This is a genomic window from Brevibacterium sp. HMSC08F02, assembly GCF_001807555.1.
GTDB lineage: Bacteria > Actinomycetota > Actinomycetes > Actinomycetales > Brevibacteriaceae > Brevibacterium > Brevibacterium ravenspurgense.
Window position 1 is genome coordinate 14,841 of sequence record NZ_KV789359.1, and the last position, 17,423, is coordinate 32,263.

General features: G+C 63.5%; 16 protein-coding genes. 10 read left to right on the plus strand and 6 right to left on the minus strand.

The features are described 5' to 3' along the window. Positions 1 to 35 precede the first annotated feature (35 nt). Positions 36 to 1,268: an HRDC domain-containing protein gene (locus tag HMPREF3172_RS06070; protein WP_070516211.1), complete on the minus strand. Its 1,233-nt coding sequence runs from the start codon at positions 1,266 to 1,268 to the stop codon at positions 36 to 38. After that, positions 1,265 to 1,873 carry a DUF3000 domain-containing protein gene (locus tag HMPREF3172_RS06075; RefSeq protein ID WP_062020908.1) on the minus strand — a complete coding sequence of 203 codons (609 nt, stop codon included), beginning with the start codon at positions 1,871 to 1,873 and terminating at the stop codon, positions 1,265 to 1,267. The genes HMPREF3172_RS06070 and HMPREF3172_RS06075 overlap by 4 nt, the downstream gene beginning before the upstream one ends. A gap of 103 nt (positions 1,874 to 1,976) precedes the next feature. On the opposite strand from HMPREF3172_RS06075, the gene HMPREF3172_RS06080 reads away from it, so the two are divergent. From HMPREF3172_RS06080 to hemQ, 4 genes are all read left to right on the plus strand, one after another. Continuing rightward, complete coding sequence (locus HMPREF3172_RS06080) at positions 1,977 to 2,462, plus strand: flavin reductase family protein (RefSeq protein WP_070516213.1); 486 nt, start codon at positions 1,977 to 1,979, stop codon at positions 2,460 to 2,462. Between the two features lie 77 nt (positions 2,463 to 2,539). Continuing rightward, a complete protein-coding gene (gene hemE, locus HMPREF3172_RS06085; RefSeq protein WP_061941218.1) occupies positions 2,540 to 3,583 on the plus strand; it encodes a uroporphyrinogen decarboxylase in 1,044 nt (347 codons plus the stop codon). Further along, positions 3,580 to 4,995, plus strand: a complete 1,416-nt coding sequence (hemG, locus tag HMPREF3172_RS06090) for a protoporphyrinogen oxidase (RefSeq protein ID WP_070516216.1) — start codon at positions 3,580 to 3,582, stop codon at positions 4,993 to 4,995. Before hemE ends, hemG begins: the two co-directional genes overlap by 4 nt. 2 nt (positions 4,996 to 4,997) lie before the next feature. Continuing rightward, the gene (hemQ, locus tag HMPREF3172_RS06095; RefSeq protein ID WP_061941214.1) at positions 4,998 to 5,708 is read left to right on the plus strand and encodes a hydrogen peroxide-dependent heme synthase; all 711 of its coding nucleotides are present in this window, start codon (positions 4,998 to 5,000) and stop codon (positions 5,706 to 5,708) included. Between the two features lie 140 nt (positions 5,709 to 5,848). On the opposite strand, the gene msrB is transcribed toward hemQ, so the two are convergent. Further along, on the minus strand, positions 5,849 to 6,250 hold the full coding sequence (gene msrB / locus HMPREF3172_RS06100) for a peptide-methionine (R)-S-oxide reductase MsrB (RefSeq protein WP_070516218.1): 402 nt from the start codon (positions 6,248 to 6,250) through the stop codon (positions 5,849 to 5,851). A 128-nt stretch (positions 6,251 to 6,378) separates the two neighbouring features. Between msrB and HMPREF3172_RS06105 the strand changes: the two genes are divergently transcribed. Continuing rightward, a complete protein-coding gene (locus tag HMPREF3172_RS06105; protein ID WP_070516219.1) occupies positions 6,379 to 7,608 on the plus strand; it encodes an alpha/beta hydrolase family protein in 1,230 nt (409 codons plus the stop codon). Here the strand turns inward: HMPREF3172_RS06105 and HMPREF3172_RS06110 are convergent. Then, entirely contained in the window at positions 7,552 to 8,322 is a 771-nt protein-coding gene (locus tag HMPREF3172_RS06110) for a dihydrofolate reductase family protein (protein WP_062020920.1), read from the minus strand. The genes HMPREF3172_RS06105 and HMPREF3172_RS06110 overlap by 57 nt on opposite strands. 10 nt (positions 8,323 to 8,332) lie before the next feature. Beyond that, positions 8,333 to 9,139 carry a L,D-transpeptidase family protein gene (locus HMPREF3172_RS06115; RefSeq protein ID WP_070516222.1) on the minus strand — a complete coding sequence of 269 codons (807 nt, stop codon included), beginning with the start codon at positions 9,137 to 9,139 and terminating at the stop codon, positions 8,333 to 8,335. A gap of 113 nt (positions 9,140 to 9,252) precedes the next feature. Here HMPREF3172_RS06115 and HMPREF3172_RS06120 point away from each other — a divergent pair, with 113 nt between their 5' ends. The 4 genes from HMPREF3172_RS06120 to HMPREF3172_RS06135 all read left to right on the plus strand — a co-directional run bounded on the left by HMPREF3172_RS06120 (position 9,253) and on the right by HMPREF3172_RS06135 (position 13,865). After that, positions 9,253 to 10,326 (plus strand): DUF6636 domain-containing protein, encoded by a 1,074-nt coding sequence (locus HMPREF3172_RS06120; protein ID WP_070516224.1) that lies wholly within the window; start codon positions 9,253 to 9,255, stop codon positions 10,324 to 10,326. Between the two features lie 171 nt (positions 10,327 to 10,497). Next, positions 10,498 to 12,258, plus strand: coding sequence for a 2-isopropylmalate synthase (gene leuA, locus HMPREF3172_RS06125; protein WP_070516226.1), 1,761 nt, complete (start codon positions 10,498 to 10,500; stop codon positions 12,256 to 12,258). A gap of 73 nt (positions 12,259 to 12,331) precedes the next feature. Beyond that, entirely contained in the window at positions 12,332 to 13,057 is a 726-nt protein-coding gene (gene recO / locus HMPREF3172_RS06130; protein ID WP_070516228.1) for a DNA repair protein RecO, read from the plus strand. A 25-nt stretch (positions 13,058 to 13,082) separates the two neighbouring features. Continuing rightward, a complete protein-coding gene (locus tag HMPREF3172_RS06135; RefSeq protein ID WP_019175214.1) occupies positions 13,083 to 13,865 on the plus strand; it encodes an isoprenyl transferase in 783 nt (260 codons plus the stop codon). 88 nt (positions 13,866 to 13,953) lie between these two features. On the opposite strand, the gene HMPREF3172_RS06140 is transcribed toward HMPREF3172_RS06135, so the two are convergent. Beyond that, the gene (locus HMPREF3172_RS06140; RefSeq protein ID WP_070516230.1) at positions 13,954 to 15,726 is read right to left on the minus strand and encodes a DEAD/DEAH box helicase; all 1,773 of its coding nucleotides are present in this window, start codon (positions 15,724 to 15,726) and stop codon (positions 13,954 to 13,956) included. Between the two features lie 301 nt (positions 15,727 to 16,027). Here HMPREF3172_RS06140 and HMPREF3172_RS06145 point away from each other — a divergent pair, with 301 nt between their 5' ends. Next, positions 16,028 to 17,404 (plus strand): glycine--tRNA ligase, encoded by a 1,377-nt coding sequence (locus HMPREF3172_RS06145; protein WP_070516232.1) that lies wholly within the window; start codon positions 16,028 to 16,030, stop codon positions 17,402 to 17,404. Positions 17,405 to 17,423: the final 19 nt, after the last annotated feature.

Consider the following 17,423-nt stretch of genomic DNA (forward strand, 5'->3'; position numbering starts at 1 on the left):
GAGGCAGGAGACTGCAGCCTGCAGCCGGTCGGCACTCAGGCGCGCACGCTGCGATGCTGATCGATCACCCGGCACAGCAGCGGTGCAGCCTCGGCATTCTGCCATTCGCGCGCACCGCGCTCCCGCAGGAAGTCTTCGACAGCATCGACATCGGCCGGGTGGTCGCCGCCAAGGGCAGCCCGCGATGCCAGTTCCCGCACCAAAGCCGGAGTGATGAGAAGGTCGTGCGGTACATCGAGCTCTTCTGCCCGCGCGTTCACGGCACTCTTCATGTGCGTCAGGATGTCCTTTGCCGCGTCCCGCTGTTGCCTGGTCAGCCGCGGTGTTGACTTCTGCGGATCGCGCACCGTGGGCATCATGTCTTCTGGCAGGCGGTTACAGGCCTGCACGGCGCTGAAGAGCTCACGGGCATCCGCGGGTGTCGGGCGGCCTCGACCGGGAAGTCGCAGCAGCTCTTTGGAAGATCTCAGCTGTGTTCCCGCTGCCTGCACCATAGCTCGGTCCGCGATGATGCGTCCGGGAGCGACATCGCGCTCTTCGGCGAGATCGTCGCGCACCGCCCACATGGCGCGCACACGCCCCAGACCGCGGCGATTCTTGATTGCACCCAGACCGTGCACGCGCCGCCAGGGCTCCGGGTACACCTTCGGGGTGAACAGTGCAGCGTGTGCGAACTCCTGCTGAGCGATTTCCCACTTGTCGGCTTCACGCAGCTTCTGTTCGAGAATGTCGCGCAGTTCAATGAGCAGTTCGACGTCAAGAGCGGCGTAGGCCAGCCAGTCGTGGGGGAGTGGACGCTGAGACCAGTCGACGTAGGAGTGCTCCTTTGCCAGGCGAACTCCCAGGTGGGCGCCGATGAGTGAAGCCAGTCCGAATTTCGGTTCGTTCAGCAGACGAGCGGCGATTTCGGTGTCGAAGACGCGGGTGGGAACCATGCCGGCTTCAGCCAGACAGGGCAGGTCTTGGCTCGAAGCGTGCAGAATCCATTCGGCATCCTGCATTGCGCGGCCAACCGGTTCGAGACTGTCAAAGGCTTCCGGGTCCAGCAGGAGGATCCCCGTTCCTGCGCGCTTGAGCTGTATGAGGAAGGCGCGGCTGCCGTAGCGGATGCCCGAGGCGCGTTCGGCATCGACGGCTACGGGGCCAGTTCCGGCCTCCAAAGCGGCAACCGCGTCGGCGAGCGCTTTCGGGGTGCTGATGACCTCCGGCACGCCGCCGGCGGGTTCGTCGAGGAGTGGAAGGTTGGGGTCGACGTCAGATGAGCTCATCGCCTGCGTCCCGGGAAGGGACTGACTCCTTCGGGCATGGGTGGAAGGCCCGCCACGGTCATGATGAGCTCGACCCACGCTTCAACGTGTTCGGAAATGTCTGCGGGATCCTCAAGCACTGGGGTCCACGATGCACGCAGTTCAAGGTCGACGGTCGTCGGCCGCTGCGCGAGGGTTCCGAAGCTTTCGGATATGACTTTCGTGGTTGTGCCGCCGACGGCGGTCACATCGCAGTCGCGCCCGTCCAGGGCGTCTGTCAGCCACGTCCACGCAACGTGGCCGAGCATCGGCTCGGCGGCCAGTTCGTCTTCGAGTTCCGCACGGATATAGGACACGATCCTGAACGGCCCCTGCCATTCTTCCGGTGCTGCCGGGTCGTAGAGGACGACGATTCGGCCGGTCGCGAGGTCGTCAACGGCGTCGTCTTCGAGGAACGTGCCCTCGGCTGTGACCTGGGCGGAGAAAGCGACGGCCCACGGTGCTAGCCGGCCGGGTGCGGCGATTTCTTCGATCCTCACCTGCGGGGTCGACTGCACGGCCCGGAGAGCCTCGGCGAGTGTCGCGAAGGCCTTGGGCGTGCGATTGATGGGAACAGGCTGGACCACGCCCTCAACGGTAGACAGCGCGGCGGGGCAGGCGAAGCTCCCACGCCGGGCGGATGGAATACTCGGGGGTCGAAGTGCCTTGAACCGTCGGAAGGAGTACACAGTGTCTGTTGAACCTGAAGACTTCAAAAGCGCTTTTGCCGATCACCCGGCCGGAGTGTGCATCATCACCGCAGACAGCGGTGACGGTCCGTTCGGGCTGACGGCCTCCTCGGTGGCCAGCGTGTCGCTCGACCCGCCTTCGCTCCTGTTCTCCGTCACGAAGGCCAGGGGAGCGGCCGGTCATGTTCTCGACGCTCCGCGCTTTGCCGTCAACATGCTCCACACGGGGCATTCGGAGCTTGCCGTTCAGTTCGCCATGCCCGGCGGGGAGCGCTTTTCGGCCCGCCAGAACTGGACGTATATGGATGATGGGGTCCCGGTGCTCGATGACGCGCACTCCGTGTTTGTGTGTTCCCACTACGGCAGGCTGCCGGTTGGGGAATCGACGGTGGTCGTGGGAGAAGTGGAAGACATCGTGCGCAGGCCACAGGGCATTCCCATGGTCTATCACCAACGCCGCTTCCACGACCTCGGCAAACTCCTGTGACGAGGTGCCGGTCACACCTTCGCGGTATGACCGTGACCGGTGTCCCGGATGGGCTCAGCATCTGAGACGATAGGGGCATGGCTACAACTTTCGAGCGGGCGGCAACCGGCCGTCCTGTATCGCGCACACCCGTCTGGTTTATGCGGCAGGCAGGCAGGTCTCTGCCGGAGTACCTCAAACTGCGTGAGGGCACCTCGATGCTGGAGTCGTGCCGCCGCCCAGACATGGTCACCGAAATCACGATGCAGCCGGTCCGCCGTCACGGCGTTGACGCTGCGATCTTCTTCTCTGACATTGTCGTTCCGCTGCAGGCGGCTGGTGTTGGCGTGGAGATCAAACCCGGTGTTGGGCCGGTCATGGATCAGCCCATCCGTCGGGCTGAGGACATTGACGCCCTGCCAGAGCTGACTCCGGATGACATTCCCGACATTGTCGAATCGGTGCGCGGAATTGTTGAGCAGCTTCCCGAAGACACTCCGCTCATCGGCTTTGCCGGCGCACCGTTTACGCTGGCCAGCTACCTCATTGAGGGCGGTCCGTCGAAGAATCACGAAAAGACGAAGGCCATGATGGTCGGCGCTCCTGAACTGTTCGACCGTCTGCTGAGCAAGCTCGACGTCATGTCGGAGCTGTTCATCCGCACGCAGGTTGAGGCCGGCGCGAGCGCTTTCCAGGTGTTCGACTCCTGGGCGGGCTACCTGTGTGAGGAGGACTACCGTCGTTATGTTCTGCCGCACACGCAGCGTCTTTTCTCCGGCCTTTCTGATCTGGATGTTCCCAGCATTCACTTCGGTGTGCAGACTGGTGAGCTGCTGACCGCTATGTCGGAGGCCGGTTCGACCGCCGTCGGCGTCGACTTCCGCGTTGACCTGGCCGAGGGCATTAAGCGAATCCAGCCGCATCAGGCTGTGCAGGGCAACCTGGATCCCGCGATGCTGTTCGCTCCGTGGGAGGCTCTGCAGGAGCGGATCGAGTCGATTGTCCGCAAGGGGCTCGAAGCTCCCGGCTTTGTGTTCAACCTGGGTCACGGCGTGCTGCCGAACACCGATCCCGAGGTGCCGGGCCGGGTTGTTCGGGAAGTCCACCGGATCTCGGAACAGGTTCTGGCTGAAAAGGCATGACCGGACGCTCCGCTGTCGTCATTGGGGCCGGGATCTCCGGCCTGACCGCCGCCTATGAGTATCTGCAGTACTCGCCGGGCAGTTCTGTCACGGTGTACGAGGCGTCTGACCGCTTGGGCGGTCTGCTGAAGTCTTCGACACTGGGCGGGGCTGTTGAGTCGGCTGACGTGGGTGCCGAGGCGAGCCTCTATGTGCGGCCGGAAACCCGGGGCCTTGCCGAGCGCCTGGGTTTGGAAGCCGTGTATCCGTCCCGCGAGCACTCTTCGCAGCTGTTTGTGGGCGGGCGAATGCAGGCCATGCCCAAGGGCACCCTCATGGGCGTGCCGGGGGACCCCCGCGCGCTTGAGGGAATCCTGAGCGCCGATGAGATCGCCAGAGCTGAAGCCGAACAGCTGACCCCCGCCGGTGCTGACGATGTGTCGGTCGGTGATTTCATTGCCTCCCGCCTGGGGGATGCTGTCGTCGACAAGGTGCTCGACCCGCTCATCGGCGGCGTGTACTCGGGTCGCTGCCGCGACCTGTCGATGCAGGCGACCGTCCCGGCGCTGCTGCAGGCTCACCGCAACGGCACCTCGGTGCTTGAGACCGTCAGGGACGCGCTTGCCGCCCGCACCGCCACCTCGGGAGCGAATGTTCCCGGCACTCAGAAGAAGTCCGCACCGCCTGTGTTCATGACTCTGCGCGGCGGGATCAGCGCTCTGATCACGGCTCTTGCCGAAGATGTGCGCAGTCGTGGCGGGCAGATCAATACGGGTGCGCAGGCTGTGTCCGCGAACAGAGCAGACGACGGCTGGCAGGTGCTGTTCGCCGGCGGCGAGCAGGTGCGTGCCGACGATCTCATCATTGCCGTGCCCGCTTACGCGGCAGCTGAGATTCTGCGCGCAGAGGCACCTCGGGCCGCGCAGCTGCTGGCGGAGGTTCCCTACGCCAGTTCGGCTGTCATCACGGCGGTCCTCGACCTTGCTGAGCCCCTAGGCGGCAGCGGGTTCCTCATCCCGCCTACGGAAGACCGCTTCATCAAGGCCTCCACCTACGCGTCAACCAAATGGCCGTGGCTGGACGACGTCCTGCCTGAAGGCCGTGCTGTTGTGCGCATGAGTGTGGGCCGCTTCGGCGATGCCCCCGATGTATGGGAGCAGTTGGACGATGACGAACTTGCCAGCCGCGCGTGGGCGGACTGGCTCGACATCACCGGCAGGAACGACACCGCTGAGCACCTCGAAGTCCAGCGGTGGCAGGACAGTCTGCCGCAATTCACCCCGGGACACTTTGCCCGCGTGGCGGACATCGACCGCGCGACATCTGAGATCCCCGGCCTGGCGCTGGTCGGAAACGTGTACGAAGGTGTAGGACTGCCGGCGTGCATATCCCGAGCGCAGAACGAAATCCATCGCATGAGCGAGAAAGGCTGATAATGCGCGAATACCAAGAACCCTCACAGGAACAGATCGACCAGGCCAACGACGAAATCCGCTACCTCGGCTATTCCGTCTTCGCCGCCAGCGGTGACCTCCCCGAGGGTGACCGCCAGCAGCTTGCCGGTGAGGTCCTTGAGCAGCTGGACGAACTCAAAGCGGAAGGCCTGACCGTCCGCGGAACCTACGACGTTTCGGCACTGCGCGCTGACGCCGACATCATGTTCTGGTGGATCGCACCGAAGGTCGAAACCCTCCAGAAGGCCTACTCGATTGTTCGCCGCTCAACACTCGGCGCGATCCTCGAACCCGTGTGGTCGGTTGTCGGTCTGCACCGCCCCGCAGAGTTCAACCGCCGTCACATCCCAGCGTTCATGACGGACGAAACACCGCTGGACTACCTGTGCGTGTACCCGTTCGTGCGCAGCTACGACTGGTACATCCTCAAAGCCGAAGACCGTTCGAAGATGCTGCGCGACCACGGTATGGCAGCTGCGGGCTACAAGGACATCAAAGCGCACACGGTGTCGTCGTTCGCTCTGGGCGACTACGAGTTCCTGCTGGGCTTCGAAGCCGACCAGCTGCACCGTCTGGTCGACATGATGCGCGACCTGCGCGCCACCGAGGCTCGCCTGCACGTGCGCGAAGAAATCCCGTTCTACACGGGACCGCGCCGCGAACTGGCTGACATCATCGCCGACTGGCGCTGATCCCCGTTGACCCCAAGCAGCGCCAAGCGCTGACCGAACGACTGTGGCCGCCGGATACTCCGGCGGCCACAGTCATTCCCACAGCCCAACCCGGCCCTGGCACACCAAAAGCCAGCCAGAACCAGGTGAGCTCCGCCTCGTCAGTCCTCCACGAGTTCCAGACAGATGGAGTTGATGCAGTACCGCGCATCGGTCGGGGTCGGAAAGCCCTCACCGTAGAAGACGTGGCCCAGGTGGCTGTCGCAGGCGGCACACCGCACCTCGGTGCGGACCATTCCCATTGATTCGTCGCGGATGTAGCGCACGCGGTCTTCAGCCAGCGGTGCATAGAACGCCGGCCAGCCGCACTGGGCATCAAACTTCGTATCCGAGGTGAACAGCTCCGCCCCGCACGCCCGGCACAGGTAGCGGCCTTCGCGGAACACTCCGTCGTACTCACCGGTGAACGGCCGTTCCGTTCCACCCTGGCGAAGCACAGCGAACTCCTCCGGGGAGAGAATCTCCTGCCATTCCTGTTCTGTTCTGTTTGCTGCGTCAGCCATGTCAGCTCCTGTTCTTTGTGTGCCGGTGATGACTCAACTGTAGAAAACTGTGTTCGGTGCGAAGAATTCCGGCCACGTTGGCACACCGGCGTCAGCCGACCCTAAACTGTTCTGCAGGAGGTAACCAGGTGGCACAGCCTATCCAGTCCAAGACAGCACGAGCCCTGGCAGCGGGGCTCGGCATCGGCATCGGGATCGGTGCTCTTGTCTCGATTGCCTCTTCCGGGCTTGCCGTCTACTTCGCACGGAAAGTCGTCACACCCGGAAAAGCCAAAAACGATGTGCGGATCCTACACGTCGAGGGTTTCGACGACGACATGATCATCCACCTGGAAGCAACGCCGGACACTCTGGTTCCCGGAACATACGGCCTGTACTTCGGCAATGGCACCGACGAAGGCTTCGCCCGCATCGGCGATCTCATTGAATACGACCCCGTTTCCGCAACCGTCAGCCGGAAAGTCGACACAGTGCTGCGCGGGGACATCCGTCACGCTTCCGTGGGTCGGTGGACGGGAACCGTCCACATGGGGCCAGAAGACCTCTACCTTCCGTGCGAAAACATCGTCATCAGCTCTGATGTTGGGGCGCTGCCGTCGTGGTTCCTGCCGACCACCGCGGCACAGCCGTCAGACACGTGGGCCATCCTGATCCACGGCCGAGGCGGAACTCGCCGGGAAACGCTGCGTGCGGCTGCCGTTCTTGACCGGGTGGGGATTCCGTCAATCGCCATGTCCTATCGCAACGACCCGGAAGCTGAACGCCACCAGACATACGGCCTGGGGGATACCGAATGGCTTGACGTTGACCGTGCAATTGACTTCGCCCTGGCCAACGGGGCGCGCAGGATCGTGCTGTTCGGATGGTCGATGGGTGCCGCAATTGCGTTCCAGACCGCATCCCGGGGCCGTCACGCAGACAGCATCGTCGCCATGGTGCTCGACGGACCCGTGGTCGACTGGTATGACGTTCTGGACCACCAGGCCCGGCTCAACCTGCTGCCCACCCCGATTGCCAGGCTGACGCTGCAGATGATCACCCAGCCGTGGGCGCGCAGACTCACCGGTCTGGAAACGCCTTTGGACCTTGACCGCATGGACTGGGTCAAGCGCGCGGCCGACCTGAGAGTCCCCACACTGCTCATCCACTCCGAAGATGACGAATTCGTGCCGGTGGGGCCGTCGCGTGCGCTCGCCGGCTTCCGTCGGGACCTCGTGACAATGCCGCACTACACAAAAGCGCGGCACACCAAGGAATGGAATGTGGATCGGCTCGCGTGGGAAGACGACGTGGCGCGTTTCCTACGCAGTCTGGAAACCCAGACGCAGCATGAGGGTGCTGTCGCCTTCGACGGCTGACAACAGGCGCAGGTCGGCGGGGCCGTCCAGTTCGACCTGACCGAGGATGCCCGGCCCATCGCCGCCCACCAGCAGCGGGCTGGTGGTCACGCACATTTCATCAATGGCGCCCGCGGCTGCCCATGCGCCCAGCAGGGACGGGCCGCCTTCACACAGGGCGCGCTTGAATCCGCGCTGGGCCAGTGCCGTCAGCACTGTGTGCGGGTCAGCGGTGTCAACGCGGATGACTTCGTCAAGACTGCTGCGCAGCCGCTGCAGAACCTCGGCATCCTCAGTTGTTGTGAACACGATGATGCGGCCGCTGCCGGCAGAGACCAGGTGTTCGATGTCGAGGTTCCCTGAGCCGGTGATGATCGCCAGCACCGGGGCTGGTTCCTGTCCGCGGGCCTGCCGGGCTTCAGCAAAGCGCTGACGCGCGGGCAGACGTGTGTAGCCCTCTTCGCGGACAGTGGACGCACCGACGATGACAACATCGGCCAGGGAGCGCAGGACGGCAAAGACGCGTTTGTCCGAGGGGCTGGAGATGGTTCCTGACAGTCCGTCCGCGCCTGCGATCTTGCCGTCGAGGCTTTGCACCATGTTCGACTGTACGCGTGGGCGATCCGATGGAATCGCGGTCGAATCGTAGAGTTCGGTCAGGACTTCTTCCTGCGGGTCGGGTGCGAGGTCGACAGGCGAGGGGAAGATCTGCTGCAAGTGCTGTGAGGCGGCCACGAACAGACTCTTAACGTGCGAGGAAGTCAGCGCTGCCCATGGCGATCATGGGGTTCTTGTCGGGGTCGAGTGCCTTGAGGATGGTCCCCATGTCTTCGCGGTCGACGGTCACGCAGCCGTGGGTGCTGTTTCCGTGGTCGACGTGCAGCCAGATGCCGCCGCCGGGGGCTTTGCCCTGCGGGCGGGTGCGGTCGGTGGGCGGAACCCCCGTTTTGCGGTTGTAGTCGATTGCGAGCACGTAGTCGTAGACCTGCGTGTAGTCGTCTCCGTAGACGGCCTCCGCGCTGCCGCGCAGGCTCTTGTCCTGTGTGTAGGGCATCTTCGTGCCCGGGTCGGGCAGGTAGCCGCCTGCATCAGTGAGCGTGAAGACTCCCGCAGGGGTCGACAGGTCGCCTTCTTTGCGCTTTTCCTTCCACCCGGCTTCGCCGTTGTGTCCGGCAAACGACAGCTTCTGCTGCCAGCCGCCATCAGTGCGCTCATACAGGGTTGTCGTGACGGCGGTGTCTTTGTTCTTCGGACTTGAAGACACGATCACCTGTTGGGTGTCCTGGGGAATCTGGGCGGCCGTTTTGGGGCCCAGCTGGGGGATTGAGGTGTGGAATTCGCTGCTGTCACCGCCGCGGATGTGCAGAACGGGTGCGGAAAAATCGCCGGGTGTGCGCAGGGTGGGCGCGGTGAGCTGATCGCCTTCGGCGATCGCCGGGGTCGACTGGTTGGCGGCTGCTACAGCCAGTGCAAGCGCACCGGCAAGAACACCGGCCGCTGGAATTATCCACCACGGCTTCGCGGATGGCGACTTCGATCGCGCGTTGTCCATGCAGCCCAGTATCTCATTCCGAACGTGCAAGACGGTGGACCGGGCGTGTCTGCAGTAGGTGCGCGGTTCTGCCGAAAGCCTGCCGTACGGCAGTGTCGGCTAGACTGCACCGCATGAGCAAACCGTCCGACGCCGGTTCCAACGGCACACCGTCCAACGGCAGCCCAGGCTTTTCATCCGAAAACAGCTCTGGGGCCGGGAGCCTGCACCGAGAGATCTTCGACAGCGAGGTCGATGGCGATTCGACTCGCCAAATGAGCCTGGACGAAATCAGCGAAATCGGTCGGCAGCGCTCTTCCGAAGCAGAGCGATTCACACCGCCTCCTCCGCCGGCAGCACCGCCTCGGTCCGGTTCGTCCGCGCCGTCAGCCCCACCGGTTTCGCCAGAGCGGCCTGCCATCCGCGCGCAGTCGGACGTTGACGCTTTTCCGCCTCCTCCCGTGCCTCCGACAGCTCCGACTGTAGGTGCCCAACAGGTGCACCACGGGGGACGACAGGCAGCTGGGCAGTTCAGTCCGCAGATGGGTCCGCAGGCGGGTTACGCGGGTTATGCGCCGGCCGGCCACGCATCGGCGGGTTACGCGGCCGCATCAGCTCAGGCTCCTCACCAGGACGCGCAGCAGCAAGAAGAGCCCAAGAAGAAAAAGTCGAATCTTCCGTGGGCCGCTATCGCCTTCACCACCGTGCTGGCGCTGTTCCTCGTCGGCGGTGGCCTGTACATCTTCTTTGACATGCGGTCCTCTGATGACCAAGTCGAAACAACTGCACCGCCGGAGGTGGGCGGCGCGTCGTCTGAAGCGCAACCCGAAGAGAGCGAACCAGCCGAAAGCACCCCGACCTTCGATGCTTCGGATGCGAAAGCGTTCATCACCCCGTCGGGCAATATTTCGTGCGTCATCTACAAGGACCGTGCACGCTGCACCGTCTACAGCTTCGACTACTCGCCCGGTGAAAAACCGGAGAACTGCTCTGACGACGTCGAGTGGGGAAGCGTTGCGGAAGTGACCAAGAAGGCTTCCGGCTTTTCGTGCAAGAACGTCGGCGAAGGTCCAAGCCCGGAAGAACTGGGCTACGGCAAAACCATCAAGGCCCACGGTTTTGAGTGCTCATCGCAGAAAGACGGTGTGCGCTGCAAGGGCCCGGGTGGCACCTTCCACGTGCGCAAGGCAGCGTTCAAGTTCGACTGACACGGGCCTGTCTCAAACGCTAAGACAATAATTCGAGACTCAACGGCGCGAGAGTAGGGTCACAGTATGCGTCTGCTTCTCCTTAGCTGCCGCGGCGAGTCCTGAACAAGGCCGACCCTCGTCGCGGAGTCAGTGCTGTTCGGTCGCCTGAAGACCACCCAAGGAGATCACATGACGAATCTGCAGAAGCCAAGCCCCATGCCGTTCACGAAGTACAAGTCGTTCTTCGACCGCATCGACCTTGACATGTCCGACCGCACGTGGCCGGACCAGCGTCTGACCCGCGCACCGCGCTGGCTGTCGACCGACCTGCGCGACGGAAACCAGGCGCTCATCGACCCCATGACGGTCGAACGCAAAATCAAGATGTTCGAACTGCTGGTGAAGATCGGCTTCAAAGAAATCGAAGTCGGATTCCCCTCGGCCAGCCAGCCGGATTTCGACTTCGTGCGCCACATCATCGAAAAGGACATGATCCCGGATGATGTGCGCATCTCGGTTCTGACCCAGGCCCGCGAAGACCTCATCGAGCGCACCGCCGAATCGCTCATCGGCGCGGACAAGGCCACCATCCACATGTACAACGCCACGGCGCCGGTGTTCCGCTCGGTCGTCTTCGGCTTTGACGGCGACGGCCGCGCACAGACGAAGGACATCGCGCTGCGCGGAACCCAAGCCGTCATGAAGGCAGCCGAATCCGTCCTGCCGAACACCGACTTCGGCTACCAGTACTCGCCGGAGATCTTCGTCGACACGGAACCCGATTTCGCACTTGATGTCGTCGCGGGAGTGCTCGACATGTGGCAGCCGGAAGAGGGCCGCGACACTGTCGTCAATCTGCCGGCCACTGTTGAGCGCGGCACCCCGAACACCTACGCCGATCAGATCGAATGGTTCTGCCGCCACATCCCGTACCGCGACCATGTGGCGGTGTCGCTGCACCCGCACAACGACCGCGGCACGGGTGTCGCAGCGGCGGAGCTTGGCCTCATGGCAGGTGCCGACCGCATCGAAGGATGCCTTTTCGGCAACGGTGAGCGCACCGGCAACCTCGACCTCGTGACGGTTGCCATGAACCTGTACACGCAGGGCGTTGACCCGGAACTGGACTTCTCTGACATCAACGAGGTCATCCAGACGGTCGAGTACTGCAACCAGATCGGCGTGCACGAACGCCACCCCTACGGGGGTGACCTCGTGTTCACCTCGTTCTCCGGTTCCCACCAGGACGCCATCAACAAGGCCTTTGCCGAACGCGAGCGTCGGGCGCGTGAAACGAGCACCCCGATCGACCTCATGGAATGGGACATGCCGTACCTGCCGGTCGACCCGAAGGACCTCGGCCGCAGCTACGAAGCGATCATCCGCGTCAATTCGCAGTCGGGCAAGGGCGGGGTCACGTACCTGCTCAAGACCGAGTACGGCCTGGATCTTCCGCGCCGCATGCAGGTGGAGTTCTCCAAGGTCATCAAGAACGTCACCGCCGGCGGCGGGGAACTGTCCGCAGAGGCCATCTGGTCTGCCTTCAGCGACGAATACCTGCCGACCGACAACGCGTGGGGCCGCTTCCGCATCAAGGGGCTGCGCACTGAATCGCTGGGCGATGACGAGGCCGGCCGCCACGCCGAAAAGGTCGAGGTGGCGCTCAGCATCGACGGTCAGGAACGGGAATTCGAGGGGCTGGGTACCGGACCGCTCAATGCCCTGGTCAACATCCTCAACGACAACTTCGACCTCGACATGCGCGTACAGGACTACTCCGAACACGCTGTCGGTGCGGGTGCCGACGTTGCGGCTGCCGCCTACGTTGAAGTCATGATCGGCGACCGGATCATGTGGGGTGCGGGCATGCACCCGAACATCGCGAAGGCTTCGCTCAAGGCCGTCATCTCGGCTGTCAACCGCTACCTGCGGGACAACAGCGACGACTGACCCCAAAGAACGAAACAAGCTCACGAGGCGGTGCCGACGCACCGCCTCGTGGCGTGTGGGGGACAATGGACAGGTGAGGAAATATCGTGAAGCGGGTGTTGTCCTGGGCACCCATAAGCTCGGCGAAGCCGACCGGATCGTCACGATCCTCACGCGCCGCAGCGGAGTAGTCCGCGCCGTTGCGAAGGGGGTTCGCAGAACTTCGAGCCGCTTCGGTTCGCGTTTGGAACCGCTCATGATGATCGACCTGCAGGCCAACCGGGGCAGGAACCTCGATGTTGTCACGCAGGTGGAGCTTATTGAGCCCTTCGCCCAAGGGCTCATCTCCGACTACGACTACTACACCGCGGGTTCCGTAATGGCAGAGACCGCTCTGCGGTTGACGGAAGACGATCCCCACACGGAAGACCAGTTTCTTCTGCTGGTTGCTGCTCTGCGCTCTATGTGTCGGCGCGAACATCCTGCGCGCTCGTCGCTTGACGCCTATTTGATTCGGGCGATGTCGCTGGCCGGTTGGGCGCCGAGTCTCATCGACTGTGCCCGCTGCGGGGCTCCTGGTCCGCACCGCGCGTTCTCCCTTGAAGCAGGAGGTGCCGTGTGCCAGGCATGCAGGCGGGGAGGGGAGCACCTCCCCGGGCCCGATGCGTTGGCATACTTGCACAGGATCAGCACGGCAGACTGGCCTGAGCCTGGCACGGTTGCCGACTATGACGTGCAGGCGGCGTCAAAAGTGGTGACAGCTTTTGTGCAGTGGCACTTGGAGAGGCGTGTGAAATCGCTGGCGCTGTTGGAGCGCTGAACGGCTGTCCTGCCATAATGGCGGCGTGAAGCATCAGCCGATTCCCCCGCACCCGCAGGGCGCCCAGCCGCCGGCGATCCCATCGAAGTTCATTCCAAAGCACATCGCCGTTGTCATGGACGGCAACGGCCGGTGGGCGAATGAGCGCGGACTGCCGCGCACAGAAGGCCACAAAGCCGGCGAGGCCTCGCTGATGGAGGTCATCTACGGCAGCCTGGAAATGGGCGTCGAGGTGCTGTCGGCCTACGCATTTTCGACGGAGAACTGGAAGCGCTCCCCGGAAGAAGTGCGCTTCCTCATGGGCTTCAACCGCGATGTCATTCGCCGCAGGGTTGATGAACTCGACGCCCTGGGAGTGCGCATGGTGTGGTCGGGCAGGGAAGGCCGTCTGTGGCGCTCGGTCATCAAGGAACTTGAGGTTGCGCGTGAGCGCACGAAGAACAACACCCGCATGACCTTGCAGTTCTGCGTCAACTACGGTGGGCGGGCTGAAATCCTCGATGCGGTCAACGAGATCACGCGGGAGGTCGCTCAGGGCAAACTCAAGCCCGGCAAAGTGACCGCGAAGTCAATGGCTGCACGGCTCTACGCACCGGACCTACCCGATGTCGATCTGTTCCTGCGATCTTCCGGTGAGCAGCGCACCTCGAACTTCCTGCTGTGGCAGTCGGCCTATGCCGAACTGGTCTTCCAGGACGTCCTGTGGCCGGATGTCGACCGGACCACGCTGTGGAAGGCGATCGAAGAGTATGCCAGCCGCGACCGGCGCTTCGGCGGAGCCGTCGACAAGGTTGCCGGCAAGCGCTGAGCAGACAGAAGAAGCGGGCCCGAAACTGGTCTCGGGCCCGCTTTGCTGTTAAGCGTGAACGCTGACTGGTTCAGTCGGGGATCCGCTCTCAGCGGCGGCGGTCACCGCCGCGTTTGTCATTGCGGAAACCACGGCCGCCGCGCTTGAACGGACGGTCGGAGCCGGCTTTGCGGTCCTTGCGCTTAAACGGGCGGCCGGGGCGGCCGGTGTCAACGCGGATGTCGATGCGCTTGCCCTGAATCTTGGTGTTCTTCAGGCGGTCGAGAACCGCCGGGTCGAGGTCTTCTGGCAGGTCGATCAGCGAGTGGTTCGACCGGATGTTGATGTGGCCGATCTGCTTGTTCGTGATGCCGCCCTCGTTGGCGATGGCGCCGACGATCGCACCGGGGTTGACGCGCTCGTTGCGGCCGACTGCGATGCGGTAGGTGGTCATGCCCTCTGCGGTGCGGGCGCGTTCATTGCGGTCGGGGCGCGCCTTCGGTTCGGGCAGCGGTTCCGGTTTCAGGGTTGAGGTGCCCAACACGAGTGCCGCCAGTGCCGCAGCGATGTCGGCAGCTGGGACATCGTGTTCGAGTTCGTAGGCGTCGATGACGGGACGCAGCTCCGACAGGTCGGTTGAGGCGAGTGCCTTGGAGATCTGCTCCTTGAACTTCTGGGTGCGGGAATCTGCGAGTTCGTCGACCGTCGGCATGGTCAGCGGCTCAACCTTCTGGCGGGTGGCCTTTTCAATTGAACGCAGCATGCGCTGTTCGCGCGGGGTCACGAAGAGGATCGCCTCACCGGTGCGTCCGGCGCGGCCCGTCCGGCCGATGCGGTGGACGTAGGACTCCGTGTCCAGCGGAATGTCGTAGTTGACCACGAGCGAAATCCGCTCGACGTCAAGACCGCGGGCAGCAACGTCGGTGGCGACCAGAATGTCGATCGAACCGGAGCGCAGCGCTTCGACTGTGCGTTCGCGGGCCTGCTGGGGAATGTCGCCGTTGATGGCGGCGGCACGCATGCCGCGGGCCCGCAGCTTTTCCGACAGTTCTTCTGTTGCCTGCTTGGTGCGGACGAACATGATGATGCCGTCGGCTTCCTCGACTTCGAGAATGCGGGTCAGCGCGTCGAGCTTGTTGGAGTGCATGACCGTCAGGAAGCGCTGGCGGATGTTCGCACCGGTTGCGGTGGCCTGCTTGATGCGGACCTCTGCCGGGTCTTCCAGGTACTGCCCGGTGATCCGGTGGATGGACGACGGCATGGTCGCGGAGAACAGCGCTACCTGGCGGGCGGAGCCGGATGCGGCGAAGATCTCTTCGATGTCCTCCTGGAAGCCCATCTTGAGCATTTCGTCTGCTTCATCGAGCACCATGTGGCGCAGGTTCTGCAGTTTGAGCGAACCGCGCTTGAGGTGGTCGATGACGCGGCCGGGCGTTCCGACGACAACCTGAGCGCCGCGCTTAAGGCCGGCCAGCTGCGGGGAGTAGGACTGTCCGCCGTAGATCGGCAGAACCGAGAAGTCGGGCAGGTTCGCCGCGAAGCTCGTGAGTGCTTCGGCCACCTGGATCGCCAGTTCCCGGGTGGGAGTGAGGATGAGCGCGAACGGGCCGTCGTCGGCACGTCCGGCATCAGCCAGGTGAGTCAGCATCGGCAGGGCGAACGCGGCGGTCTTGCCGGTTCCCGTCTGGGCCAGGCCGATGACGTCACGGCCTTCCAGCAGCAGCGGGATGGTCTGCGCCTGAATGGGCGAGGGGGATTCGAAGCCGAGATCGGAGATCGCGGCGAGAACGGAGGGGTGGAGGTCGAATTCGGAGAACTGCGGGCTGTCTTGCTGCGCGGTGCCTGCCGAGGTGTTTTCTGCGTGGTTTTCTGCGCTGTCCATGGGACTCGTTTCTGTGCGTGTGCACGCTTGATCGCTGAGAACTGAATTGGCGATCTGCCCGTTCTAGGCCGGTGTGCACTCATAAACGCACAGAAAGCCCAGAGAGATTAAGCGCCGAGTGCGCAGAAGATGCTGCGCTGCCTGTCGGCGCACACGGTTTGGGTGCAGGTTCAAGTCTAAGCCACACCCGTGCCCGCCGCGTCGCCAATGACCGTGAGTTCGGTAACCTTATGGAGGCTGCGCAATCGCAGCGACCCCGTACCGGCAGCGAACCGGCTGCACAACGCATCAAGGAGCATCTGTGGCATCGACTCTGGATTCCGTCATCACCCTGGCCAAGCGGCGAGGCTTCGTCTTCCAGGCCGGAGAGATCTACGGGGGGTCACGTTCAGCTTGGGACTACGGTCCGCTCGGCGTTGAGCTGAAGGAGAACATCAAGCAGCAGTGGTGGCAGGCTTTCGTGCGCGGTCGGGCTGACATGGTCGGCCTCGACTCGTCGATCATTCTGCCGCGTCAGGTGTGGGAAGCATCCGGCCACGTCGAAACCTTTGTCGACCCGCTCGTGGAGTCCCTGCACACCAACAAGCGCTACCGCGCCGACCACCTCATCGAGGCCTACATCGCCAAGCACGGCAAGGAACCCGAAAACGGTCTGGCTGACATCCGCGACCCGGAAACGGGTCAGGAGGGCAACTGGACAGAACCGCAGATGTTCTCGGGGCTGGTCAAGACCTACCTGGGTGCTGTTGATGACGGCCAGGGCCTGCACTACCTGCGCCCCGAAACCGCGCAGGGCATCTTTGTGAACTTCGCCAATGTTGTGACTGCCGCGCGCAAGAAGCCGCCGTTCGGCATCGGACAGATCGGCAAGGCGTTCCGCAACGAGATCACGCCGGGCAACTTCATTTTCCGCACCCGCGAATTCGAGCAGATGGAGATTGAGTTCTTCGTCCACCCCGATGACGCGCAGAAGTTCTTCGACTCCTGGGTTGAGGACTGCTGGAACTGGTTTGTGGAGCTTGGCATCAACCCGGACAACATGCGCAAGTTCGATGTTCCGGAAGACGAGCGCGCACACTACTCCGACGGCACGATCGACCTTGAGTACCGTTTCGGCTTCACCGGCGGTGAATGGGGCGAGCTCATGGGTGTGGCCAACCGAACCGACTACGACCTGGGCCGTCACACGGAGCACTCCAACCAGAAGATGCAGTACTTCGACCAGGCCACGGGTGAGCGCTACACGCCGTACGTGATCGAACCGTCCTTCGGCCTGACGCGCGCGCTCATGGCGTTCCTCGTCGATGCCTACGTCGAAGACGAAGCTCCCAACGCCAAGGGCGGGGTAGACAAACGCACCGTGCTCAAGCTCGACCCCAGGCTCGCGCCGGTCAAGGCTGCTGTTCTGCCGCTGTCGCGCAACGAAAAGCTGTCCCCGCAGGCACGCGAACTGGCTGACAAGCTGCGTCGTCGCTGGAACGTCGAATTCGACGACGCCGGCGCTATCGGTCGCCGCTACCGCCGCAATGACGAGATCGGCACGCCGTTCTGCATCACCTATGACTTCGATTCGCTCGATGACAACGCGGTCACCATCCGCAACCGCGATGACATGAGCCAGGAGCGCGTGGCGCTCGACCAGGTGGAGTCCTACCTGGCCGCTCGCCTGGGCTGCTGACAGTCCTGAACTGACGAGG

What these genes read in the sequence shown, in the direction of transcription:
- HMPREF3172_RS06070 (WP_070516211.1), bottom strand. Translation starts at nt 1,268, where the DNA reads ATGAGCTCATCTGACGTCGACCCCAACCTTCCACTCCTCGACGAACCC.
- hemE (WP_061941218.1), top strand. Translation starts at nt 2,540, where the DNA reads ATGGCTACAACTTTCGAGCGGGCGGCAACCGGCCGTCCTGTATCGCGC.
- hemG (WP_070516216.1), top strand. Translation starts at nt 3,580, where the DNA reads ATGACCGGACGCTCCGCTGTCGTCATTGGGGCCGGGATCTCCGGCCTG.
- hemQ (WP_061941214.1), top strand. Translation starts at nt 4,998, where the DNA reads ATGCGCGAATACCAAGAACCCTCACAGGAACAGATCGACCAGGCCAAC.
- msrB (WP_070516218.1), bottom strand. Translation starts at nt 6,250, where the DNA reads ATGGCTGACGCAGCAAACAGAACAGAACAGGAATGGCAGGAGATTCTC.
- HMPREF3172_RS06115 (WP_070516222.1), bottom strand. Translation starts at nt 9,139, where the DNA reads ATGGACAACGCGCGATCGAAGTCGCCATCCGCGAAGCCGTGGTGGATA.
- HMPREF3172_RS06120 (WP_070516224.1), top strand. Translation starts at nt 9,253, where the DNA reads ATGAGCAAACCGTCCGACGCCGGTTCCAACGGCACACCGTCCAACGGC.
- leuA (WP_070516226.1), top strand. Translation starts at nt 10,498, where the DNA reads ATGACGAATCTGCAGAAGCCAAGCCCCATGCCGTTCACGAAGTACAAG.
- HMPREF3172_RS06140 (WP_070516230.1), bottom strand. Translation starts at nt 15,726, where the DNA reads ATGGACAGCGCAGAAAACCACGCAGAAAACACCTCGGCAGGCACCGCG.